This window comes from Pseudomonas sp. FW305-20 (assembly GCF_058788075.1).
In genome coordinates this window covers 1-22,446 of record NZ_JBYTAJ010000008.1, presented here as the reverse complement: position 1 = coordinate 22,446, position 22,446 = coordinate 1, and the positions used below count along the sequence as shown (strand labels likewise).

The 22,446-nt window shown below is 59.6% G+C and carries 20 protein-coding genes; 16 read left to right on the top strand and 4 right to left on the bottom strand.

Features of this window, described 5'->3' with window-relative positions; translation table 11 throughout:
* Window positions 1-37 precede the first annotated feature (37 nt).
* The 6 genes from alc (at window position 38) to AC3WP4_RS09080 (ending at window position 6,658) form a co-directional block, all read left to right on the top strand.
* Window positions 38-1,033, top strand: coding sequence for an allantoicase (gene alc, locus AC3WP4_RS09105; RefSeq protein ID WP_102615547.1), 996 nt, complete (start codon window positions 38-40; stop codon window positions 1,031-1,033).
* Between the two features lie 120 nt (window positions 1,034-1,153).
* Window positions 1,154-1,657 (top strand): ureidoglycolate lyase, encoded by a 504-nt coding sequence (locus tag AC3WP4_RS09100; RefSeq protein ID WP_007988150.1) that lies wholly within the window; start codon window positions 1,154-1,156, stop codon window positions 1,655-1,657.
* Window positions 1,658-1,707: 50 nt separating this feature from the next.
* Window positions 1,708-3,009, top strand: coding sequence for a urate hydroxylase PuuD (locus AC3WP4_RS09095; RefSeq protein ID WP_074878307.1), 1,302 nt, complete (start codon window positions 1,708-1,710; stop codon window positions 3,007-3,009).
* 185 nt (window positions 3,010-3,194) lie between these two features.
* A complete protein-coding gene (locus AC3WP4_RS09090; protein ID WP_074878309.1) occupies window positions 3,195-4,553 on the top strand; it encodes a nucleobase:cation symporter-2 family protein in 1,359 nt (452 codons plus the stop codon).
* 159 nt (window positions 4,554-4,712) lie between these two features.
* On the top strand, window positions 4,713-5,498 hold the full coding sequence (locus AC3WP4_RS09085) for an outer membrane protein OmpK (RefSeq protein WP_074878310.1): 786 nt from the start codon (window positions 4,713-4,715) through the stop codon (window positions 5,496-5,498).
* Between the two features lie 374 nt (window positions 5,499-5,872).
* Window positions 5,873-6,658 carry an outer membrane protein OmpK gene (locus AC3WP4_RS09080; protein ID WP_074878312.1) on the top strand — a complete coding sequence of 262 codons (786 nt, stop codon included), beginning with the start codon at window positions 5,873-5,875 and terminating at the stop codon, window positions 6,656-6,658.
* Between the two features lie 109 nt (window positions 6,659-6,767).
* Here AC3WP4_RS09080 and AC3WP4_RS09075 read toward each other — a convergent pair whose 3' ends face one another.
* Together AC3WP4_RS09075 and AC3WP4_RS09070 are read right to left on the bottom strand one after the other, a co-directional pair.
* The gene (locus AC3WP4_RS09075) at window positions 6,768-7,940 is read right to left on the bottom strand and encodes a patatin-like phospholipase family protein (RefSeq protein ID WP_074878314.1); all 1,173 of its coding nucleotides are present in this window, start codon (window positions 7,938-7,940) and stop codon (window positions 6,768-6,770) included.
* A gap of 34 nt (window positions 7,941-7,974) precedes the next feature.
* Entirely contained in the window at window positions 7,975-8,907 is a 933-nt protein-coding gene (locus AC3WP4_RS09070) for a lipid A biosynthesis lauroyl acyltransferase (protein ID WP_102616743.1), read from the bottom strand.
* Window positions 8,908-9,025: 118 nt separating this feature from the next.
* On the opposite strand from AC3WP4_RS09070, the gene minC reads away from it, so the two are divergent.
* The 8 genes from minC (at window position 9,026) to AC3WP4_RS09030 (ending at window position 16,940) form a co-directional block, all read left to right on the top strand.
* Window positions 9,026-9,763, top strand: coding sequence for a septum site-determining protein MinC (gene minC / locus AC3WP4_RS09065; protein ID WP_074880809.1), 738 nt, complete (start codon window positions 9,026-9,028; stop codon window positions 9,761-9,763).
* 201 nt (window positions 9,764-9,964) lie between these two features.
* A complete protein-coding gene (minD, locus tag AC3WP4_RS09060) occupies window positions 9,965-10,777 on the top strand; it encodes a septum site-determining protein MinD (protein WP_008146172.1) in 813 nt (270 codons plus the stop codon).
* On the top strand, window positions 10,777-11,031 hold the full coding sequence (minE, locus tag AC3WP4_RS09055) for a cell division topological specificity factor MinE (RefSeq protein ID WP_007898843.1): 255 nt from the start codon (window positions 10,777-10,779) through the stop codon (window positions 11,029-11,031). The genes minD and minE overlap by 1 nt, the downstream gene beginning before the upstream one ends.
* Before the next feature lie 256 nt (window positions 11,032-11,287).
* Complete coding sequence (locus AC3WP4_RS09050; protein WP_046037585.1) at window positions 11,288-11,923, top strand: RluA family pseudouridine synthase; 636 nt, start codon at window positions 11,288-11,290, stop codon at window positions 11,921-11,923.
* A 143-nt stretch (window positions 11,924-12,066) separates the two neighbouring features.
* Complete coding sequence (locus AC3WP4_RS09045) at window positions 12,067-12,909, top strand: protein kinase family protein (RefSeq protein ID WP_102616744.1); 843 nt, start codon at window positions 12,067-12,069, stop codon at window positions 12,907-12,909.
* Between the two features lie 103 nt (window positions 12,910-13,012).
* A complete protein-coding gene (locus AC3WP4_RS09040) occupies window positions 13,013-14,302 on the top strand; it encodes a M18 family aminopeptidase (RefSeq protein ID WP_074878319.1) in 1,290 nt (429 codons plus the stop codon).
* A 229-nt stretch (window positions 14,303-14,531) separates the two neighbouring features.
* Window positions 14,532-14,708 (top strand): hypothetical protein, encoded by a 177-nt coding sequence (locus AC3WP4_RS09035; protein WP_162842863.1) that lies wholly within the window; start codon window positions 14,532-14,534, stop codon window positions 14,706-14,708.
* 78 nt (window positions 14,709-14,786) lie between these two features.
* Complete coding sequence (locus AC3WP4_RS09030) at window positions 14,787-16,940, top strand: mechanosensitive ion channel family protein (RefSeq protein ID WP_102616745.1); 2,154 nt, start codon at window positions 14,787-14,789, stop codon at window positions 16,938-16,940.
* Between the two features lie 132 nt (window positions 16,941-17,072).
* Here AC3WP4_RS09030 and AC3WP4_RS09025 read toward each other — a convergent pair whose 3' ends face one another.
* Window positions 17,073-18,746, bottom strand: a complete 1,674-nt coding sequence (locus AC3WP4_RS09025) for a DEAD/DEAH box helicase (protein ID WP_008146183.1) — start codon at window positions 18,744-18,746, stop codon at window positions 17,073-17,075.
* A gap of 421 nt (window positions 18,747-19,167) precedes the next feature.
* On the opposite strand from AC3WP4_RS09025, the gene AC3WP4_RS09020 reads away from it, so the two are divergent.
* A complete protein-coding gene (locus tag AC3WP4_RS09020) occupies window positions 19,168-19,959 on the top strand; it encodes a crotonase/enoyl-CoA hydratase family protein (protein ID WP_102616746.1) in 792 nt (263 codons plus the stop codon).
* 158 nt (window positions 19,960-20,117) lie between these two features.
* Here AC3WP4_RS09020 and AC3WP4_RS09015 read toward each other — a convergent pair whose 3' ends face one another.
* Window positions 20,118-20,873: a spermidine synthase gene (locus AC3WP4_RS09015; RefSeq protein ID WP_102616747.1), complete on the bottom strand. Its 756-nt coding sequence runs from the start codon at window positions 20,871-20,873 to the stop codon at window positions 20,118-20,120.
* 149 nt (window positions 20,874-21,022) lie between these two features.
* On the opposite strand from AC3WP4_RS09015, the gene AC3WP4_RS09010 reads away from it, so the two are divergent.
* Window positions 21,023-22,369, top strand: a complete 1,347-nt coding sequence (locus AC3WP4_RS09010; protein ID WP_074878329.1) for a class II 3-deoxy-7-phosphoheptulonate synthase — start codon at window positions 21,023-21,025, stop codon at window positions 22,367-22,369.
* The last annotated feature ends 77 nt before the right edge of the window (window positions 22,370-22,446 follow it).

Genomic DNA, 22,446 nt, shown 5'->3' with positions numbered 1-22,446 from the left:
GCATCCCAAGCCAACTAATTAAAGGCAGACAAGAAGAATGAAAGCTTACGCCGTACCTTTCGAGAAGTTCGTCAACCTGGCCGACGCCCGCCTGGGCACCAAGATCATCTCGGTCACCGATGACTGGTTCGCTGATGCCAACCGCCTGTTCCAGCCGACCCCGGCTGTGTGGAAGGAGGGCGTGTTCGATGACAACGGCAAGTGGATGGACGGCTGGGAGTCGCGCCGCAAGCGCTTCGAAGGCTACGACAGCGCGGTGATCCGCCTGGGCGTTCCGGGTTCGATCAAGGGCGTGGACATCGACACTTCATTCTTCACCGGCAACTTCCCGCCGTCGGCCTCGCTGGAAGCGTGCTTCCTCGCTTCGGGCGAACCGGACGAAAACACCCAGTGGACTGAAGTGCTGTCCGCCGTCGAGCTGCAAGGCAACAGCCACCACTACCACGAAATCAACAATGACAAGGCGTTCAGCCACCTGCGTTTCAACATCTACCCGGATGGTGGCGTGGCCCGCCTGCGTGTTTACGGTATTCCGTTCCGCGACTGGTCCGCTGTGGGCGACAACGAGCAAGTTGACCTGGCAGCAGCCCTGAACGGTGGCCGCGCCCTCGCCTGCTCCGACGAACACTTCGGGCGCATGAGCAACATCCTCAACCCGGGCCGCGGCATCAACATGGGCGACGGCTGGGAAACTGCACGTCGTCGCACGCCGGGCAATGACTGGGTGATCGTCGCACTGGGCCATGCCGGCGAGATCGAGAAAGTCATCGTCGACACCCTGCACTTCAAGGGCAACTACCCGGACACGTGCTCGATCCAGGGCGCGTTCGTGAAGGGCGGCACCGACAGCCAGATCGAAACCCAATCGCTGTTCTGGCGCGAATTGCTGCCGGCGCAGAAACTGGAAATGCACGCCGAACACACCTTCGCCGAACAGATCAAGGCGCTGGGGCCGATCACCCACATCCGCCTGAACGTGTTCCCGGATGGCGGTGTTAGCCGCCTGCGGGTTTTGGGCAAGGTCGCTAAATAAGCGCTGAACCCAATCGCCAGCAGGCTGGCTCCCACAGGGAAATGCATTCCAAATGTGGGAGCTAGCCTGCTAGCGATAGCAATAGAACCAACAACACAGAATTCGGAAAAGAAGACCAGCATGCGCACATTGACGATTGAACCGCTGACCAAAGAAGCCTTCGCCCCTTTCGGTGACGTGATCGAAACCGACGGCAGCGATCACTTCATGATCAACAACGGTTCGACCATGCGCTTTCACAAACTGGCGACGGTGGAAACCGCCACGCCAGAGGACAAGGCGATCATCAGCATTTTCCGCGCCGACGCGCAGGACATGCCGCTGACCGTCAGCATGCTGGAGCGTCACCCGCTGGGCAGCCAGGCCTTCATTCCGCTGCTCGGCAACCCCTTTCTGATCGTGGTCGCGCCACTTGGCGATGAACCTGTATCAGGCTTGGTCCGCGCCTTCGTCACCAACGGCAGGCAGGGCATTAATTACCATCGCGGCGTTTGGCACCATCCGGTGCTGACGATCGAAAAGCGGGATGACTTCCTGGTGGTTGATCGCAGTGGCACAGGCAATAACTGCGATGAGCATTTTTTCAAAGAGGATGAGCGTTTGATCCTTGCCCCCCACCAATAAGAGAAGGTCTGATCACTCGACAACAGAGTGACAGGCGAGAGGTAAAGACTGTGGAAGCACATCTGTTGGAATGGCTGAACCTGAGCGTGCGCTGGGTTCACATGATTACTGGCGTGGCCTGGATCGGTGCGTCGTTCTATTTCGTCTGGCTGGAAAACAACCTCAATCGGGTCAACCCGAAAAACGGTCTGGCGGGCGATTTGTGGGCGATCCATGGCGGCGGTATCTACCACCTGGAAAAATACAAACTGGCTCCACCGACCATGCCGGACAACCTGCACTGGTTCAAATGGGAAGCCTATTTCACTTGGCTGTCGGGGGTCGCGCTGCTGTGCGTGGTGTTCTACTCCAACCCGACGCTGTACCTGCTGGCACCGGGCAGCAGCCTGACCGGCCCTGAAGGGGTCGCTCTGGGCATTGCCTCGTTGTTCGTCGGCTGGTTCGTCTACTCCTTCCTCTGCGACTCGGCCCTGGGCAAACGTCCTGCCCTGCTTGGCTTTATCCTGTTCGTGCTGATCATTGGCGCCGCTTACGGCTTCAGCAAAGTGTTCAGCGGTCGTGGTGCGTACCTGCACGTCGGCGCGATCATCGGCACCATCATGGTCGGCAACGTGTTCCGCATCATCATGCCGGCCCAGCGCGCACTGGTTGCCGCGATTGCCGAAAACCGCACGCCGGATCCGGCGCTGCCGGCCAAAGGCTTGCTGCGTTCGCGTCACAACAACTACTTCACCTTGCCGGTGCTGTTCATCATGATCAGTAACCACTTCCCGAGCACCTACGGCAGCCAATACAACTGGCTGATCCTGGCCGGGATCGCGGTGCTGGCGGTGTTGGTGCGTCACTACTTCAACACCCGTCATGACAGCCACAAATTTGCCTGGACCCTGCCCGCCGCGGCAGTGGGCATGATTTGCCTGGCTTACGTGACTGGCCCGGCGCAGATGTCCAGCGCACCTGAAGTGGCCAAGGCGCCTGGCACCATCGAGTACCAGCCGTTGCCGGAAACTGCCCTCGGTGGTGGCGTGAAACCTGAAGCGGCGAAACCTGCTGCACCTGCCGCTGCACCGGCTCAGGCGTCCAACGCCGGCCCCGGTTTCGACAAGGTGCACAGCGTGATTCAGGAACGTTGCACGGTTTGCCATTCTGCCAAACCGACCAGTCCGCTGTTCAGTGCTGCACCGGCCGGCGTGATGCTCGACACCCCCGAGCAGATCCGCCAGAACGCGGCGCGCATCCAGGCGCAAGCCGTCACCAGCCAGATCATGCCACTGGGCAACATCACCCAGATGACCCAGCAGGAACGTGACCTGATCGGTGCCTGGATTGTGCAGGGGGCCCCCACCAACTAAGCAACACAAAAGCCTGTGACAAGCGGGCTTTTGTGGCGAGGGAGCTTGCTCCCGCTGGGCTGCGAAGCGGCCCCCTCTCTATCTGAAAAGAAGGGGACTGCTACGCAGTCCAGCGGGAGCAAGCTCCCTCGCCACAGGTCCCCTGATACAAACATCACAAGAATAAAAAAGATCCGAGGTGTTGCATGTCCGAGCTAACCAAAGCCCGCATCCCCGACGCACCCGCCATTCAGCGTTTGCCCCTTTTGCAACTGATCCTGGTCGGCCTGCAACACGTTCTGTTGATGTACGGCGGAGCCATCGCGGTGCCGCTGATCATCGGACAGGCCGCTGGCCTGAGTCGTGAAGAAATCGCCTTCCTGATCAATGCCGACCTGCTGGTAGCCGGGATCGCGACCATCGTGCAGTCCCTGGGCATCGGCCCCATGGGCATTCGCATGCCGGTGATGATGGGCGCCAGTTTCGCCGCAGTGGGCAGCATGGTCGCCATGGCCGGCATGCCTGGCATCGGTCTGCAAGGGATCTTCGGCGCGACCATCGCCGCCGGATTCTTCGGCATGATCATCGCGCCGTTCATGTCCAAAGTCGTACGCTTCTTCCCGCCGCTGGTGACCGGTACGGTCATCACCTCGATCGGTTTGTCGCTGTTTCCCGTGGCCGTGAACTGGGCCGGCGGTGGTGCCGGTGCCGCACAATTCGGCTCGCCGATTTACCTGGCCATCGCCGCGCTGGTACTGGCCACCATTCTGCTGGTCCACCGCTTCATGCGCGGTTTCTGGGTCAACATTTCCGTGCTGATCGGCATGTGCCTGGGTTACGTGCTCTGCGGCCTGATTGGCATGGTCGACCTGAGCGGCATGGCCCAGGCGCCGTGGCTGCAATTCGTGACCCCGCTGCATTTCGGCATGCCGAAGTTCGAACTCGCACCGATCCTGTCCATGTGCCTGGTGGTGGTGATCATCTTCGTCGAGTCCACCGGGATGTTCCTGGCGCTGGGCAAAATTACCGGCCAGGACGTTTGCCCACGGATGCTGCGCCGCGGTTTGTTGTGTGATGCCGGCGCTTCGTTCTTCGCCGGTTTCTTCAACACCTTCACCCATTCCTCTTTCGCGCAGAACATCGGCCTGGTGCAGATGACTGGCGTGCGTTGCCGCTCGGTGACCATCGTCGCCGGCGGTTTGCTGGTGATGTTGAGTCTGTTGCCGAAAGCGGCGTTTCTGGTGGCCTCGATTCCACCCGCCGTACTGGGCGGTGCGGCCATTGCGATGTTCGGCATGGTCGCCGCCACTGGCATCAAGATTCTTCAGGAAGCCGACATCGGCGACCGTCGCAACCAGTTGCTGGTGGCGGTGAGCATCGGTATGGGATTGATTCCGGTGGTCCGTCCGGAATTCTTCGCTCACCTTCCGCTGTGGATGAGCCCGATCACCCACAGCGGCATCGCCATGGCCACGCTCAGTGCGCTGTCGCTGAACCTGCTGTTCAACATCCTCGGCGGCGCCGAACGCGCGGCCATCAACGACTGCCACGCGCACCCGCACTGATCCACCAACGCCACAAGCCCCCTGTGGGAGCGAGCCTGCTCGCGATAGCGATATCACATTCAACATCGATGTTGACTGAACCGACGCCATCGCGAGCAGGCTCGCTCCCACAGTGGAAACTCCTGCGCCTTGAAAAATAAAAACAAGAGGGAGCAACAGATGATTCGGACACAGACAAACATGCTGTTAGGCGGTGGTCTATTGGCCGCCAGTCAGGCCATGGCCGGCGATCTGCTGCTGTGGCAGACCAACAGCCTGAGCTATCTGTATGGCAAGGATTTCGCGGTCAACCCGTCGATCCAGCAGACGATAACCTTTGAGCACGCCGACCGCTGGAAGTACGGCGACAACTTCCTGTTCGTCGACAGCACTTACTACAACGGCGAGAAAGACCGCAACAAAGGCGTTCACGCCTACTACGGCGAGTTCAGTCCACGCCTGTCTTTCGGCAAAATCCTCGACCGCCGTTTCGAGTTCGGCCCGATCAAGGACGTGTTGCTGGCCATGACCTACGAGAATGGCGAAGACGACACCGAGGCCTATCTGATCGGCCCCGGTTTCGACCTCGCGGTGCCGGGCTTCAATTTTTTCACCTTGAACTTCTACTATCGCCAGACCGAAGGCTCGCGTCCCGGCGACGATGTCTGGCAAATCACGCCGGCCTGGTCCTACACCCTGCCATTGGGCAACTCGAACCTGCTGATCGACGGCTACATCGACTGGGTCGTCGATAACGACCAGAACTCACAGGGCACCTACCACGCCAACCTGCACGTGAACCCACAGATCAAATATGACCTGGGGAAAGCCCTGGGCTGGCGAGAGAAACAGGTGTACGTCGGCGCCGAATACAGCTACTGGAAAGACAAATACGGCATCGAAAACAGCACCCGCTTCGACACCAATGAAAACACCACCAGCCTGCTGGTGAAGGTGCACTTCTAAATGATCCGCAACGGTGCTCCAAACCTGTCGTCGGTGCGCTGTTGCGGGGCACTTGAGACCTGGCCAAGGAGTCAGTATTCTCCGCGGCCGCCCGAATCTGGTCTAAAAAAAAGCCCGGATTTAATTCCTGACCAGAAAGCCAACTTATCCCGGCCCTGGACGGTACCAAGGCACTCCAATAACACTCTCAATCGACTGCTCTTGAGCCGCCGAGCGGGAGTTTTTTGGCTTTTCAAAAGCCTTGGCTCAGCTCTTGCTAACAGCACTGAAGCTGACCGATTGGATGATTTTTTACAGCGACAGAAAAAGGCGCCACACCAGAGCGCCGACCTTAGAAAAATAACGTGGAACACCTACTTTTTGGGAGCAACCGAATGAAACGTACGTGCACTAGCCTGATGCTGGCGGGATCTTTGCTGGCCGGGGGGCAGGCCATGGCTGGCGACTTGCTGCAATGGCAGAACAACAGCTTGACCTACCTGTATGGCAAGGACTTCCAGGTCAACCCGCGCATTCAGCAGACCGTGACCTTCGAACACGCCGATGGCTGGAAATACGGCGACAACTTCGTGTTCGTCGACAAGATCTTCTACAACGGCAAGGAAGACTCCTTCGCCGGTGAGAACACCTACTACGGTGAAATCAGCCCGCGCCTGTCGTTCGGCAAGATCTTCGATCAGAAACTCGAGTTCGGCCCGATCAAGGACGTGTTGCTGGCCATGACGTACGAGTTTGGTGAAGACGATACCGAGTCCTACCTGATCGGTCCTGCTTTTGACCTGGCCATCCCCGGCTTTGATTACTTCCAGCTGAACTTCTACAACCGTCATACCGAAGGCGACCGCCCGGGGGACAATATCTGGCAGGTCACACCGGTCTGGTCCTACACCATCCCGGTGGGCGATTCGAACATCCTGGTCGATGGTTTCATGGACTGGGTGGTCGACAACGACGTCAACAAAAAAGGCGAATACCACGCCAACCTGCACTTCAATCCACAGGTCAAATACGACCTGGGCAAGGCGCTGAACCTGGGCGAGAAGCAGTTGTACGTGGGTGTCGAGTATGACTACTGGAAAAACAAGTACGGCATCGAAGACAGCCAGGGTTTCAAGACCGATCAGAGCGTGACCAGTTTCCTGGTCAAGGTGCACTTCTGATTCGGCGGCGTCTGTAAGGACGCCATCGCGAGCAGGCTCGCTCCCACATTGGAATGCATTTCAACTGTGGGAACGAGCCTGCTCGCGAATGGCCGCAACACAAAAAATCTCAAGCCGAAACCACAGGCTCCGCCAACCCGAGAAACCGACACAACTCCCCGCGCTTGGCCAACGCATCCCGCCGCCCCAAATCAATCAATTCGCTGCAATACCCCGCCTCGAACAGCAGATAACTCAGCACCCCCGCCCCGCTCGTCTTGGTCGCCCCCGGCCCGCGCAGAAACAGACGCAGCGCCGCCGGCAACTCCTGCCGATGCCGCGCCGCAATCTCATCGATCGGCTGACTCGGCGAAATCACCAGCACATCTATCGGCGCCACACCCAGCGCACGCGTAGGCGTGCCATCGGGCAGCAGATGACTGAACTGATTGAGCCGCTGCAGCAACTCGATGTCACTTTCCAGGCTGTCAATGAACGTGCTGTTGAGCATGTGCCCACCGATTTGTGCCAGGCTCGGCTGCTGGCCGGTGTAGGCGCGTTGCAGCGGTTGTTCCGGGTCGACGCCGCGGGGGTTGCCGCTGACGCCCACCACCAGCACTCGGCTGGCACCCAGGTGCAGCGCCGGGCTGATCGGTGCCGATTGGCGCACCGCGCCGTCGCCGAAATACTCTTCACCGATTTTCACTGGCGCAAACAACAGCGGAATGGCTGAACTGGCCAGCAAGTGATCGACCGTCAATTGCGTGGGAACGCCGATCCGCCGATGGCGCAACCAGGCATCGATGGTGCCGCCGCCCTGATAAAAGGTCACGGCCTGACCGGACTCGTAGCCGAACGCCGTCACCGCAACCGCCTGCAACTGCTTCTGTGCAATGGCCTCGGCAATCCCGCTCATCTGCAGTTTGTCGTCGAGCAGCCCACGCAGCGGCGAACTGTTGAGCAAAGCCACCGGCACCTGAGCGCCAATCCCGAGCAAACTGTGGCTGACAAAACGGCTGGCCTGGTGGATCACGCCCGGCCAGTCGCTGCGCAGCACCAGATGACTGCGAAAGCCCTGCCAGAAGGCTGTCAGACGTTGAATCGCACCACGAAAATCCATCGCCCCACTGGCGAGGCTGACTGCGTTGATTGCGCCGGCCGAAGTGCCGACGATCACCGGAAAAGGATTGCTCGCCCCCACCGGCAACAGCTCGGCAATCGCCGCCAGCACACCGACCTGATAAGCCGCCCGAGCCCCGCCGCCGGAAAGAATCAACCCTGTTACCGGTTCAGCAGGACTCATCGCAACACTCCATGGTGCTTATAAGGACGGTGGTTCAACCGCGTTTTGCGTACAGCTTCGGTTCGCCCGGTGGACGACTCTTGAAGCGGCGATGCGCCCAGAGGTATTGCTCCGGACATTCGCGCAAGACGCCTTCGATCCATTGGTTGATCCGCAGGCAATCGGCCTCTTCGGTTTCGCCGGGAAAGCCCTCGAGCGGTGCATGAATCACCAGTCGATAACCGCTGCCGTCCGCCAGACGTTCCTGAGTGAACGGCACCACCAGCGCCTTTCCCAACCGCGCAAACTTGCTGGTGGCGGTGACGGTGGCGGCCTGAATCCCGAACAGCGGCACGAAGATACTTTGCTTGGCGCCGTAGTCCTGGTCCGGTGCGTACCAGATTGCCCGGCCTGCGCGCAGCAATTTGAGCATGCCGCGCACGTCGTCACGCTCCACCGCCAGCGAATCGACGTTGTGCCGCTCGCGCCCCAGGCGCTGGACATAGTCGAACAATGGATTCTTGTGTTCGCGGTACATGCCATCAATGGTGTGCTGCTGGCCGAGCAAGGCCGCGCCGATTTCCAGCGTGGTGAAGTGAACGGCCATCAGGATCACGCCTTTGCCGTCGCGCTGGGCTTTTTTCAAATGCTCCAACCCTTCGACATGGGCCAGCTTCGCCAGACGCTCGCGCGACCACCACCAGCTCATGGCCATTTCGAAAAACGCGATGCCCGTTGAGGCGAAGTTTTCCTTGAGCAGGCGCTTGCGCTCGGCAGCGTTTTTTTCAGGGAAACACAGTTCGAGATTGCGCTTGGCTATGCGCCGTCTGTCGCCCGCTACTCGATACATCAATGCACCCAGGGCGCGACCGATCGACAGCAATACCGGATACGGCAGCTGGACAATCAGCCACAACAGCCCCAAGCCACACCACAGCGGCCAGAAACGTGGAGATAGAAATGCTGTTCGAAAACGCGGGCGATCCATTAAAGGTTCCGGAAAGACAATGGCCGCGCATTCTACATCGTTCGACCCGGCTTGCGGCTCGCGGGCGTTCTCGTTATAAGTCTCGGCACTTTTAGTGACAAGTCGTTGTATGCCGACCATGAGCCAAACCGAACCGCTAGACCAAGATCCCGTGTTCCAGCTGAAGGGCAGCATGCTCGCCATTACGGTGCTGGAACTGGCTCGTAACGACCTCGAGAACCTCGATCGTCAACTGGCCGCCAAGGTCGCCCAGGCGCCAAACTTTTTCAGTAACGCGCCACTGGTGCTGGCCCTGGACAAACTCCCGGCCGGCGAAGGCGCGGTCGATCTGCCGAGCCTGATGCGCGTCTGCCGCCAGCATGGCCTGCGCACCCTGGCGATCCGTGCCAGCCGTATCGAAGACATTGCCGCGGCCATTGCGGTCGACCTGCCGGTGCTGCCACCGTCCGGTGCCCGTGAGCGTCCGCTGGACCCGCTCGAAGGCCAAGTTCCGAAAAAACCGGAAAAACCGCCGGAGCCGACAATCAAGCCAACGAAGATCATCACCTCCCCCGTACGCGGTGGGCAGCAGATTTATGCCCAGGGCTGCGATCTGGTGGTGATTTCCTCAGTCAGCCCGGGGGCGGAACTTCTCGCCGATGGCAACATCCATGTATACGGCCCGATGCGTGGTCGAGTGTTGGCCGGTGTCAAAGGCGACACGAAAGCCAGGATTTTCTGTCAGCAAATGAGCGCTGAACTGGTCTCCATTGCAGGGCATTACAAGGTTTCGGAGGATCTGCGTCGCGACCCTTTGTGGGGCGCGGGCGTACAGGTCAGCCTGTCGGGCGATGTGTTGAACATCATTCGGCTTTAACGGATACTGCCGCATTTTCCAAACATCTCTAAAACGTAGCGAAAACGGCTCAAACGAAGTAGGAAAAAGGCCATAAGCAGTGTTTACCCGAGGTAAGCGCCGCTCTGGGCCGAATTCCAGCCAAGGCTGTCCGACTGCAGTAGTTTTTCTAGAGATGTTTTTCAGGGGCTAAATGTCCTTTTTCCTTAGGGGTGAAACACCTTGGCCAAGATTCTCGTGGTTACATCCGGCAAGGGTGGTGTGGGTAAGACCACCACCAGTGCTGCTATCGGTACCGGCCTCGCACTGCGCGGTCACAAAACAGTTATCGTCGACTTCGACGTCGGTTTGCGTAATCTCGACCTGATCATGGGTTGCGAGCGCCGTGTGGTGTATGACTTCGTCAACGTGGTAAACGGCGAAGCCAACCTGCAACAAGCCCTGATCAAAGACAAACGCCTGGAAAACCTCTACGTACTGGCCGCCAGTCAGACTCGCGATAAAGACGCGCTGACCGTGGAAGGCGTGGAAAAAGTGTTGATGGCGCTCAAAGAAGACTTCGAATACGTGGTCTGCGACTCGCCGGCCGGTATCGAAAAAGGCGCTCACCTGGCCATGTACTTCGCAGACGAAGCGATTATCGTGACCAACCCGGAAGTGTCCTCGGTTCGTGACTCGGACCGCATGCTCGGCCTGCTGGCCAGCAAATCGCGCCGCGCGGAAAAGGGCGAAGAGGCAATCAAGGAACACCTGCTGCTGACCCGCTACAACCCGCAACGAGTCAGTGACGGCGAAATGCTCGGCGTCGAAGACGTCAAAGAGATTCTGGCAGTCGCCCTGCTGGGTGTCATTCCAGAATCCCAGGCCGTACTCAAGGCTTCCAACTCAGGCGTGCCGGTCATTCTCGACGACCAGAGCGATGCCGGTCAGGCATACAGCGATGCGGTCGATCGCCTGCTGGGCAAGAACGTGGAGCATCGTTTTCTCGATGTAACGAAGAAGGGATTCTTCGAGCGCCTGTTTGGAGGTAGATAATGAATCTTTTTGACTTCTTTCGTGCCAGCAAAAAAGTCAGCACCGCGTCGGTAGCGAAAGAGCGTCTACAGATTATCGTGGCGCACGAACGCGGCCAACGCAGTACACCGGACTACCTGCCAGCCTTGCAGAAGGAATTGGTCGAGGTCATCCGCAAGTACGTCAATATCGGGTCCGATGACGTGCACGTCGCTCTGGAAAACCAGGGCAGCTGCTCGATTCTGGAACTCAATATCACCCTGCCAGATCGCTAGTCGATCCGGCGGGAGCCACGGCGGTTCAGGCCTTCCAGATCCTGTAGGGGCGAACTGTGGCGAGGGGCTTGTCGGAACGCCGCATCGCCCCGTTTGAGTGCGCAGCACTCACAGGACTTTCGGTACACCGAAAGTTTTGGGGCTGCTTCGCAGCCCAACGGGGCGATGCGGCGTTCCGACAAGCCCCCTCGCCACAGGTCGCTCCTACGGGTGTGAGGCCTGAGCCGCCGTTGGCGTTTGTTACGAGGCTGTTTTAATGCCGTTGTCCAACATCCATATCATCCATCAGGACGCCGCCGTACTGGTGGTGAACAAGCCGACGCTATTGCTCTCTGTCCCTGGCCGGGCGGACGACAACAAGGATTGCCTGATTACCCGCCTGCAAGAAAACGGCTACCCGGAAGCGCGAATCGTCCATCGTCTGGACTGGGAAACCTCCGGCATTATTCTGTTGGCCCGTGATCCGGACACGCATCGCGAGCTGTCTCGGCAATTTCACGACCGTGAAACCGAAAAGGCCTACACCGCCCTGTGCTGGGGACAACCGGAGCTGGACAGTGGCAGCATCGATCTGCCCTTGCGCTACGACCCGCCGACCAAGCCACGCCACGTCGTGGACCATGAGTTCGGCAAACATGCCCTGACCTTCTGGCGGGTGTTGGAACGTTGTGGCGATTGGTGTCGGGTCGAATTGACGCCGATCACCGGCCGCTCCCATCAGTTGCGCGTGCACATGCTTTCCATCGGCCATCCATTGCTGGGTGACGGGCTATATGCCCACGAGCAAGCACTGGCCGCCTGGCCACGACTCTGCTTGCACGCAAGCATGCTGAGCTTCACTCACCCGCAAAGCGGCGAGCGCTTACGCTTCGAATGTCCTGCTCCTTTTTGAGCAACCGCAGAATCTAAAAACGCCCTTCAATTGAAGGGCGTTTTTTGTTACAAATAGAAGTGAAAATAATGTGAAATTATTGTCATGAATTTGTAATGAAACGTAAACTGCCATCACTTTGATAGCAGGCAGGAAGCCCCCTCGTGCTCAGCAACAAGACATTCCAAGACGACTACCCATTCACCTTCTGCCTGTTCAACACCACCCTGCACTTTAGCGAGCAGCCTTCAGCCGAAGCACAACAGGCGCTTGAACAGCTCATACACAAACGACGCGCGCACAAGCTCACCCGTGCGAGTGCGCCGCTGGCTTCCGGCGATACGCCGCTGTTTGCCAAGGTCCAGCCGCTGGATACCCTGAAGGCAAAAATGCGCGTGACCTTTGGCAAACCACAGCGCAATGGCCGATTCGACTGGCCGCTCGAAGAATTGATCAATACGCTCGAAGCGCAGCGCCGTGGCGTGCAGATGCCGCCGCTGCAAGGGTTCGGTTACACAAAGGACCGACTGGGGCTGACCCAGGAATATTTCATTATCACCCGCCTGCTCGACGACCATATCGACGGCGTGCAATGGCTTAAACGCAACCCGGACAACGTCGAAACATTCATTCTCGACGCCTTCGATTTGTTGAGTTCATTGGCGCGCAAAAACATCACGCACATGGATTTCTGGGCTGGCAACATCATGATCCCGCAAACACCACAGACTCAGCTCAAAGCCATCGACTTTGAAAACTGCTTTGCCGGCCAGACAAACCATCAAAGCGAAACCCTGGGTTTTCAACTGGGCTTCTTCTATCGCCGGGACATCTACAAGCTCATCACCGAAGCCGCCTATGACCGCCTGGTGGACGAATACATCCGACAGATCCCGGGTATTTCGAAGGAAAAATTCGACGAGGTGTACCTCGCGAGCAAACATGAGCATGTAGGCCGCAAGCAACGTCGCGAAGTGTTCCTCAAGGGAAAGCTGATCACCGGCTGACATCTCTTCACCAGCCAGCAGCCGGCGTACGTCGAACGGCATTGTCTCTGCAATGCCGTGAGCCAATACGTTAAACTTGCGCCATTGCTGTCTGGAGCTACTTATGCGCGAAGAGTTGAACCAAGGCCTGATCGATTTCCTCAAGGCCTCCCCTACCCCATTCCATGCCACCGCCAGCCTTGTTCAGCGCCTGGAAGCGGCAGGCTTTCAACGCCTTGACGAGCGCGAGCCATGGGCCACCGAAGCCAATGGCCGTTACTACGTCACCCGTAACGACTCATCGATCGTCGCGTTCAAGATGGGCCGTCATTCGCCCCTGCACGGCGGCATTCGCCTGGTTGGTGCGCACACCGACAGCCCGTGCCTGCGGGTCAAACCCCAGCCGGAACTGCAACGCCAGGGCTTCTGGCAACTGGGCGTCGAAGTCTATGGCGGCGCACTGCTGGCGCCATGGTTCGACCGCGACCTGTCCCTGGCCGGCCGCGTGACCTTCCGCCGTGATGGCAAGGTCGAGAGCCAACTGGTCGACTTCAAGGCGCCGATCGCCATCATCCCGAACCTGGCCATTCACCTGAACCGTGAAGCCAACATGGGCTGGGCGATCAACGCCCAGACCGAACTGCCGCCGATCCTCGCGCAATTTGCCGGTGACGAGCGCGTGGACTTCCGTGCCGTGCTCACCGATCAACTTGCCCGCGAACATGGCCTGAACGCCGACGTGGTGCTCGACTATGAGCTGAGCTTCTACGACACCCAAAGCGCTGCGGTCATCGGCCTGCATGGCGATTTTATTGCCGGCGCGCGCCTGGACAACCTGCTGTCGTGTTATGCCGGCCTGCAAGCCTTGCTGACCACCGAAACCGACGAAACCTGCGTGCTGGTCTGCAATGATCACGAAGAAGTCGGTTCCTGCTCGGCCTGCGGTGCCGACGGCCCGATGCTGGAGCAGACACTGCGTCGCCTGCTGCCTGAAGGCGATGAGTTCGTGCGCACCATTCAGAAGTCCCTGTTGGTCTCGGCTGACAACGCCCACGGCGTGCACCCCAACTACGCCGACAAGCACGATGCCAACCACGGTCCGAAACTCAACGCCGGCCCGGTGATCAAGGTCAACAGCAACCAGCGCTACGCCACCAACAGCGAAACCGCCGGGTTCTTCCGTCACCTGTGCATGGCCGAAGAAGTGCCGGTACAGAGCTTCGTGGTGCGCAGCGACATGGGTTGCGGCTCGACCATCGGCCCGATCACCGCCAGCCACCTGGGCGTGCGCACCGTCGACATCGGCCTGCCAACTTTCGCCATGCACTCGATCCGCGAATTGTGCGGCAGCCATGACCTGGCACACCTGGTCAAAGTGCTGAGCGCGTTTTACGCTTGCCGCGAACTGCCGTAACAAACCCTGTGGCGAGGGAGCTTGCTCCCACTGGGCTGCGAAGCAGCCCCGAATTCCACTGATGCGGTGTTTCAGGAACACCGCATGTATAGGTGTTTGCGGCTGCTGCGCAACCGAGCGGGAGCAAGCTCCCTCGCCACAGTGGTCTCGCCGCTCTCGGATACACCTCACCACCGGTCGCCCAAAAGCCGCCTAGACTTTAACTACCCCTTTGACAAGGCAGTCGCCCATGATCTCGTTATCTTCGTTTCACGCCATGCTGATTCCAATTCTCTCCGGGATGGTCATGTTGGCAATCGGCTTCAATTTTCGCGATAAAAACCTCGGCGTGTTCGCGATGTGGATCGGCATGTTGACGATCCTCGCCACCGTGGTTTTCAAGATCCTCGCCAAACTCAACGAATAAATCCCCAGCCCTGGCTCGCATTGATTTTGACGGGCTCGTACACTCGGTCGATCTGCTCATTCCAAGGTTGACCGCCTAGTGTTCGCTCGTCTTTTTGCCCTGCCGTGTTTGTTCCTTGTCTGTCTCATGACGCTGCTGCCGATGGCGCCTGCCCAGGCGGTCGGCTTGCCTGGCCTGCTCAACAGCTCGGCAAAACAGCCAGAGGCGCAAGAGCCTTTGGGACAATCCCTGGACGAAGTCATCAAGTCGCTGGAGAACGACCAGCAACGCGCCCAATTGCTGGCGGATCTGAAGAAGCTGCGCGACGCCACCAAAAAGGCCCAGCCGGTCGCCGAAGCAGGCGTCCTGGGACTGATCGGTGGCACCCTGGCCAGTTTCGAAAAACAGTTTTCAGGCGCGGACAGCCCTCTCACGCGCTGGTCTGAAGAATTCAAACTGGCTGAGGATGAACTGACAGCGCTGGTGCTGCCGGCCAATGAATGGCTGCCGATCATCTTTGCCTTCGCCCTGATCCTGATGCTCTGGAGCTTGCTGGCGGCGGCGCTGATCTGGATCAGCCACCGGGTGCGGATGCGCTTCGGCCTCACCGAAGAACTGCCGCAGCACCCCAAGGCCCTGGACATGTTGCGCTTCGCCCTGCGCAAACTCGGACCGTGGCTGATTGCGTTGGTCATCACGGTCTACATGAGCTACGCCCTGCCTTCGTCATTGGGCAAAAGCCTGGCCATGGTGCTGGCGTATGCGCTGGTGGTCGGCACCTGTTTTTCGGCAATCTGCGTGATCGCCTTTTCGCTGCTCGACGGCCCACACCGCCACCGCGCCCTGCACATCCTGCGGCATCAAGCCTTTCGGCCCCTGTGGCTGATCGGCAGTTTCGCCGCCTTCGGTGAAGCCCTGAGCGATCCGCGGCTGGTCGAAAGCCTTGGCAGTCATTTGGCGCACACCGCCGCGACAGTCGCCAACGTACTGGCGGCGTTGTCCACGGGGATGTTCATCCTGCGGTTCCGTCGCCCCATCGCCCACTTGATCCGCAACCAACCGTTGTCCCGGCGCCTGACCCGCCGCGCCCTCAGCGACACGATCGAGATTCTCGGGACCTTCTGGTACATGCCGGCGCTGGTGCTGGTGGGGATTTCGCTGTTCGCCACGTTCGTCTCGGCCGGCGATACCAGCACCGCATTGCGTCAGTCGCTGATTTGCACCGTGCTGCTGGTGTTGTGCATGGTCATCAATGGCCTGGTGCGCCGCCATTCACTCAAGCCACAGCGCAGCGTGAAGCGTCATGCCCTGTATTCGGATCGCCTGAAAAGCTTTTTCTACACACTCGCCCACCTGGTGGTCTGGCTGGCGTTCATCGAACTCGGCCTGCGGGTCTGGGGCATGTCGCTGATCAGCTTCACCGAAGGCGAAGGGCATGAAGTCAGCGTCAAACTGTTCAGCCTCGGCGGCACGCTGATTTTTGCCTGGCTGATCTGGATTCTCAGCGACACCGCCGTGCACCACGCCCTCACCCGCTCGCGCAAAGGCCTGGCGAATGCCCGCGCACAGACAATGATGCCGTTGATTCGCAATGTGTTGTTCGTGGCGATTTTCATCATTGCGCTAATTGTTGCCTTGGCAAACATGGGCATGAACGTCACCCCCTTGCTGGCCGGTGCCGGCGTGATCGGCCTGGCCATCGGATTCGGCGCACAGTCGCTGGTGGCGGACCTGATCACCGGGCTGTTCATCATCATCGAAGACTCGCTGGCCATCGACGACTACGTGGACGTTGGCGGCCACCTGGGCACTGTCGAAGGGCTGACCATTCGTACCGTGCGCCTGCGGGACATTGACGGCATCGTCCATACCATTCCGTTCAGCGAAATCAAAAGCATCAAGAACTATTCCCGGGAATTCGGCTACGCGATTTTCCGGGTGGCGATACCTTCCAACATGGACATCGATAACGCGATCAAACTGATGCGCGACGTCGGCCAGAAGATGCGCACCGATCCACTGCAACGGCGCAACATCTGGTCGCCCCTGGAGATCCAGGGTGTCGAGAGTTTTGAGTCAGGCAACGCAATTCTTCGCGCCCGGTTCAAGACCGCGCCGATCAAGCAATGGGAAGTGTCCCGAGCGTTCAACCTGTCGCTCAAGCGGCACCTGGACGAAGCCGGATTCGACCTGGCGACACCACGCATGAGCGTGCAGGTGATCACCGCGGGCGGCGGCCAAGTGACGGACTAACCCTGTAGCAACTGCGTTGTGGCGAGGGGATTTATCCCCTCACCACAACGCAGCTGCTACAAACGGCAGGCAAAAAAAATCCCCGAACCAGTCGGGGATTTTTTATGTTCGATCAATCAGCCCGAGAGCGGATCAATCTTCGCGATAGCGACGCAGCTTCAACTGCTTACCGGCAACGCGAGTGTCCTTCAGCTTGGTCAGCAGACGCTCCAGACCATCTTCCGGCAGCTCAACGAGGCTGAAGCTGTCACGCACCTGGATGCGACCGATTGCTTCGCGAGCCAGACCACCCTCATTGAGGATAGCGCCCAGCAGGTTCTTGGCAGCGATACCATCACGCGCACCCAGCGCGGTACGGCAACGAGCACGACCTTCGGCCAATGGAACCGGAGCACGACGCTCACGATCACCACGGTCCGGACGATCACCGGTACGCTCTGGACGATCGCCACGCGGTGCGTTGTTCGGCACCAGTGGACGTTCTTTCTCGATGGCTGCCAGGGTCAACGCCTGAGCGTTGGTTGCCTTGCGCAGCAGAGCAGCGGCCAGTGCACGCGGAGTGCAACCGATGTCGGCAGTCAGGCGATCCAGCAGATCACCGTGAGTCGATTCGGCATCAGCCACCAGCGGCGACAGGCTGTTGGTCAGTTTCTTGATGCGGGCATCGAGAACAGCCTGAGCGTCCGGCAGGCGGACTTCGGCAACTTTCTGACCGGTTACACGCTCGATCACTTGCAGCATGCGGCGCTCACGTGGAGTCACCAGCAGCAGTGCACGACCTTCGCGACCGGCACGGCCGGTACGGCCGATACGGTGAACGTAGGATTCTGGATCGTACGGCATGTCAACGTTGAACACGTGAGTGATGCGCGGAACGTCCAGACCACGAGCAGCAACGTCGGTCGCCACAACGATGTCCAGACGGCCATCCTTGAGGGATTCGATCACGCGCTCACGTTGGTTCTGAGCAATGTCACCGTTCAGCGCAGCGGCTTTGTAGCCTTTGGCTTCCAGGGCACTGGCCAGGTCCAGGGTCGCTTGCTTGGTGCGCACGAACATGATCAGGGCATCGAAGTCTTCAACTTCCAGCAGGCTCAATACAGCCGAGGTCTTCTGGTCAGCGTGAACCAACAGGTGAGCCTGTTCGATCGCGGTAACGGTCTGAGTCTTGGTCTGGATCTTCACGTGTTGCGGATCGCGCAGATGGCGCTCGGCAATGGCACGGATCGACTGCGGCAAGGTAGCCGAGAACAATACGGTCTGACGGGTTGGAGGCAAGGCCTTGAAGATAACTTCGAGGTCGTCCATGAAACCCAGCTTGAGCATTTCGTCCGCTTCGTCGAGAACCAGGTGGTTCACGGTCGACAGAACTTTTTCGTCGCGACGCAGGTGGTCGCACAGACGGCCCGGAGTGGCGACAACGATCTGTGCACCATTACGGATTGCTTTCAGTTGTGGGCCCATAGGGGCGCCGCCGTAAACGGCCACAACGGTAACGCCCGGCATTTGCTTGGCGTAGGTTTCGAAAGCGGTTGCTACTTGCAGCGCCAACTCACGGGTTGGCGCCAGGATCAGGGCTTGCGGCTCGCGCTTAGCAGGATCGATGCGATGCAGGATCGGCAGGGCGAACGCAGCGGTTTTACCCGTACCGGTTTGCGCCTGACCAATCATGTCGTGACCGGCCATGATGATCGGGATCGATTGCTGCTGAATAGCCGAAGGTTCTTCGTAGCCAGTCGCGATGACGGCTGCAAGAATGTTCGGATTAAGATTAAAAGCGGCGAAGCCGCCGGTTTCCTGGGTCATGGGTCTGCCTCTAAGTGCATCCGCAAAGACCCATGCTCCAAAGCTGCGCATGCCGTGTAAGACTCAAGAGTCGCCCTGGCTGCTTTGTCGGCGGGGATTTGCGAAAACGAATGAATGAAAAAGATTCGTCAAGGGAGAGTCCGCTGTGCGGACGTGCAGCCGAAGCTGACTTCGGGGAATTGCGCTACCTAAACGCGGCCTGGTTAAAGGCCGGCGCGCACTATACCGGAATTCGCTCAAAAAGGGAGCTTTATTTGTCGGAAAAGTGCGGTGTTTAGCGTTCTGTCACACGCTTTGCGGACAATCGGACAACAGTCTATTTTTCAAAGGCCCAGCCCTGCTGACGATCGCGCTAAAACGGTTCACCCTTGTCACGCAGACCTGCTGCCTGACATCCCTTCCCCGCCCGAGGAAATACACCATGAATCAGCCCTGCTCCAGCCGTGTGAGCCGTGAACGGCACGGTCACGTCCTGATGATCGGCCTGGATCGAGTGGCCAAACGCAACGCCTTCGATCTCGACTTGCTCAACGAACTGAGCCTGGCCTATGGCGAGTTCGAGGCCGACAGCGAAGCGCGGGTGGCAGTGGTGTTCGGCCACGGTGAGCATTTCACCGCAGGGCTCGATTTGGTCAGCGCCAGCGCGGCCCTGGCTGACGGCTGGCAGGCACCGCCCGGCGGCTGCGATCCGTGGGGGGTGTTCGCCGGCCCCAGGGTGAGCAAACCGGTGATCGTCGCCGCGCAAGGCTACTGCCTGACCATCGGTATCGAATTGATGCTGGCCGCCGATATCAACCTGTGCGCCAGCAATACCCGTTTCGCCCAGAAAGAAGTGCAACGCGGGCTCTTCCCGTTCGGCGGCGCCACGTTGCGCCTGCATCAGGTCGCTGGCTGGGGCAATGCCATGCGCTGGCTGCTGACCGGCGATGACTTCGATGCCCATGAGGCGTTGCACCTGGGGTTGGTGCAGGAAGTCATGGCCAGCGAGGACCTGCTGCCCCGGGCGATTGAGTTGGCTGAGCGGATTGCCCGGCAAGCGCCGCTTGGGGTTCGGGCGACGTTGATGTCTGCAAGGCAGGCGCGTTATGAAGGGGAAACAGCGGCGGCCCAGGCATTGCCGCCGATGGTGAAGAAGTTGCTGACCAGTGAAGATGCCAAGGAAGGCGTGCGGTCGATGATCGAGAAGCGACCCGGAGTCTTCAAAGGCCGATGACTGCCCACCTGTGGCGAGGGGGCTTGCCCCCGTTGGGTTGCGCAGCAGCCCTAAAACCATTCAACCGGGGGTAACAGCTCAACCGCATCAGCCTGATTTTGGGGCCGCTTCGCAGCCCAACGGGGGCAAGCCCCCTCGCCACAGTACCTCACCAGCCTTCACGTCGCCGGGCGGATTGCCTTGATCAATGACTGCAACGAATACCCCAACCGCGGCGCCAGCCCTTCGGCGCGGGCGATCAGGCCGTTCATGTCCAGTTCCTGATCCAGCTCCGAAGGCACGAGCAGAATCACATTGCCCTCCTTCACCGGCAGCTCCCAGTAATGCCGGTGATAGAGCCCGCGAAACAATGCGGCGCCCAACGGCTTGCCATCATCGGTGGCCCACTGATTGATCACCAGCCAGCCCCCCGGGTTCAGGCGTTTCTGACAATTTTCCAGGAAACTCCACGCCAGATGCCCGACACCCGGCCCGACATCGGTATAGAGGTCGACAAAAATCAGATCCGCCGGCTCAGCGCTATCGAGCAGCTCCAGCGCATCGCCCACCCGGATATACAGCCGCGGATCGTCATCCAGCCCAAGGTATTCAATGGCCAGGCGCGGCACGTCGGGGCGCAGCTCGATGGCTTCGACGTCTTCCAGCGGCAGGAACTTGAGGCAGGCCTGGGTCAGGGTGCCGGCACCGAGGCCGAGGAACAGCGCGCTTTCCGGCTGCTCGTGGCACAACGCGCCAATCAGCATCGCCCGGGTGTAATCGTATTCGAGCCAGCTCGGATCAGCCGTGAACACGCAGCTCTGTTCGATGGCATCACCGAACTCGAGAAAACGGTAATCGGCCACTTCCAGCACGCGAATCACGCCGAACTCATCCTGTACCTCGGCGAGCAAATGCTCGACGCGCTCCTCAGTCATTTCGTCTCCTGATCGTCGCCGTGCCCGGCAACGTACTAAAACCGCGGAGTGGCGCGGCAAAAGCGCGATTGTCCGCGAAGCGACGGGAACAGGTCACGCACTAATTGCTGATAACATGACCGTCCGAGCGTAAAACACTAGAGACCGTGATGAGCCAACCCTGGAGCCCTGACAGCTGGCGCGCCCTGCCGATCCAGCAACAACCCCGTTACCCCGACGCAGCGCATTTGCTGCACGTCGAGCAAACGCTGGCCAGTTACCCGCCGCTGGTGTTTGCCGGCGAAGCCCGGGAGTTGCGCCGTCAGTTTGCCGAAGTGACCCAGGGCCGCGCGTTTCTGCTGCAGGGCGGCGACTGCGCCGAAAGCTTTGCCGAGTTCTCCGCCGCGAAAATCCGCGACACTTTTAAAGTGCTGCTGCAAATGGCGATCGTCATGACTTTCGCCGCCGGTTGCCCGGTGGTCAAGGTCGGGCGCATGGCCGGGCAGTTCGCCAAGCCACGTTCGGCCAACGATGAAACCATCGACGGCGTCACCCTGCCGGCCTACCGTGGCGACATCGTCAACGGCATCGGCTTCGACGAAAAAAGCCGCGTGCCGGACCCGGAACGCCTGCTGCAGTCCTATCACCAATCCACCGCGACCCTGAACCTGTTGCGCGCCTTCGCCCAGGGCGGCTTTGCCGATCTGCATCAAGTGCACAAATGGAACCTGGATTTCATCGCCAACTCGGCGCTGGCCGAGAAGTACAGCCACCTGGCCGATCGCATCGATGAAACCCTGGCGTTCATGCGCGCCTGCGGCATGGACAGCTCGCCGCAACTGCGCGAAACCAGTTTCTTCACCGCCCACGAAGCGCTGCTGCTGAACTACGAAGAAGCCTTCGTGCGTCGCGACAGCCTGACCAACGATTACTACGATTGCTCGGCGCACATGCTGTGGATCGGCGACCGCACCCGTCAGCTCGACGGCGCTCACGTCGAGTTCCTGCGGGGCGTGAACAATCCGATCGGGGTCAAAGTCGGCCCAAGCATGAACCCCGAAGACCTGATTCGCCTGATCGATGTGCTCAATCCGGACAACGATCCGGGCCGTCTGAACCTGATTGCGCGGATGGGTGCGAACAAGGTCGGCGATCACCTGCCGCAACTGATCCGTGCCGTACAGCGCGAAGGCAAGCAGGTGCTGTGGAGTTCCGATCCGATGCACGGCAACACCATCAAGGCCAGCAGCGGCTACAAGACCCGCGACTTTGCGCAGATTCTTGGTGAGGTGAAGCAGTTCTTCCAGGTTCACGAAGCCGAAGGCACGTATGCCGGGGGCATTCACATCGAGATGACCGGGCAGAATGTCACTGAGTGCATTGGTGGGGCGCGGCCGATTACCGAAGACGGGTTGTCGGATCGGTATCACACCCATTGCGACCCGCGGATGAATGCCGATCAGTCGCTGGAGTTGGCGTTTTTGATTGCCGAGACGCTGAAGCAAGTCCGACGCTAAATGATCGTTCCCACGCTCTGCGTGGGAATGCAGCCCGTGACGCTCCGCGTCACTGGACGCGGAGCGTCCCTAGAGGC

What these genes read in the sequence shown, in the direction of transcription:
- alc (WP_102615547.1), top strand. Translation starts at nt 38, where the DNA reads ATGAAAGCTTACGCCGTACCTTTCGAGAAGTTCGTCAACCTGGCCGAC.
- AC3WP4_RS09100 (WP_007988150.1), top strand. Translation starts at nt 1,154, where the DNA reads ATGCGCACATTGACGATTGAACCGCTGACCAAAGAAGCCTTCGCCCCT.
- AC3WP4_RS09090 (WP_074878309.1), top strand. Translation starts at nt 3,195, where the DNA reads ATGTCCGAGCTAACCAAAGCCCGCATCCCCGACGCACCCGCCATTCAG.
- AC3WP4_RS09085 (WP_074878310.1), top strand. Translation starts at nt 4,713, where the DNA reads ATGATTCGGACACAGACAAACATGCTGTTAGGCGGTGGTCTATTGGCC.
- AC3WP4_RS09080 (WP_074878312.1), top strand. Translation starts at nt 5,873, where the DNA reads ATGAAACGTACGTGCACTAGCCTGATGCTGGCGGGATCTTTGCTGGCC.
- AC3WP4_RS09075 (WP_074878314.1), bottom strand. Translation starts at nt 7,940, where the DNA reads ATGAGTCCTGCTGAACCGGTAACAGGGTTGATTCTTTCCGGCGGCGGG.
- AC3WP4_RS09070 (WP_102616743.1), bottom strand. Translation starts at nt 8,907, where the DNA reads ATGGATCGCCCGCGTTTTCGAACAGCATTTCTATCTCCACGTTTCTGG.
- minC (WP_074880809.1), top strand. Translation starts at nt 9,026, where the DNA reads ATGAGCCAAACCGAACCGCTAGACCAAGATCCCGTGTTCCAGCTGAAG.
- minE (WP_007898843.1), top strand. Translation starts at nt 10,777, where the DNA reads ATGAATCTTTTTGACTTCTTTCGTGCCAGCAAAAAAGTCAGCACCGCG.
- AC3WP4_RS09050 (WP_046037585.1), top strand. Translation starts at nt 11,288, where the DNA reads ATGCCGTTGTCCAACATCCATATCATCCATCAGGACGCCGCCGTACTG.
- AC3WP4_RS09040 (WP_074878319.1), top strand. Translation starts at nt 13,013, where the DNA reads ATGCGCGAAGAGTTGAACCAAGGCCTGATCGATTTCCTCAAGGCCTCC.
- AC3WP4_RS09035 (WP_162842863.1), top strand. Translation starts at nt 14,532, where the DNA reads ATGATCTCGTTATCTTCGTTTCACGCCATGCTGATTCCAATTCTCTCC.
- AC3WP4_RS09025 (WP_008146183.1), bottom strand. Translation starts at nt 18,746, where the DNA reads ATGACCCAGGAAACCGGCGGCTTCGCCGCTTTTAATCTTAATCCGAAC.
- AC3WP4_RS09020 (WP_102616746.1), top strand. Translation starts at nt 19,168, where the DNA reads ATGAATCAGCCCTGCTCCAGCCGTGTGAGCCGTGAACGGCACGGTCAC.
- AC3WP4_RS09015 (WP_102616747.1), bottom strand. Translation starts at nt 20,873, where the DNA reads ATGACTGAGGAGCGCGTCGAGCATTTGCTCGCCGAGGTACAGGATGAG.
- AC3WP4_RS09010 (WP_074878329.1), top strand. Translation starts at nt 21,023, where the DNA reads ATGAGCCAACCCTGGAGCCCTGACAGCTGGCGCGCCCTGCCGATCCAG.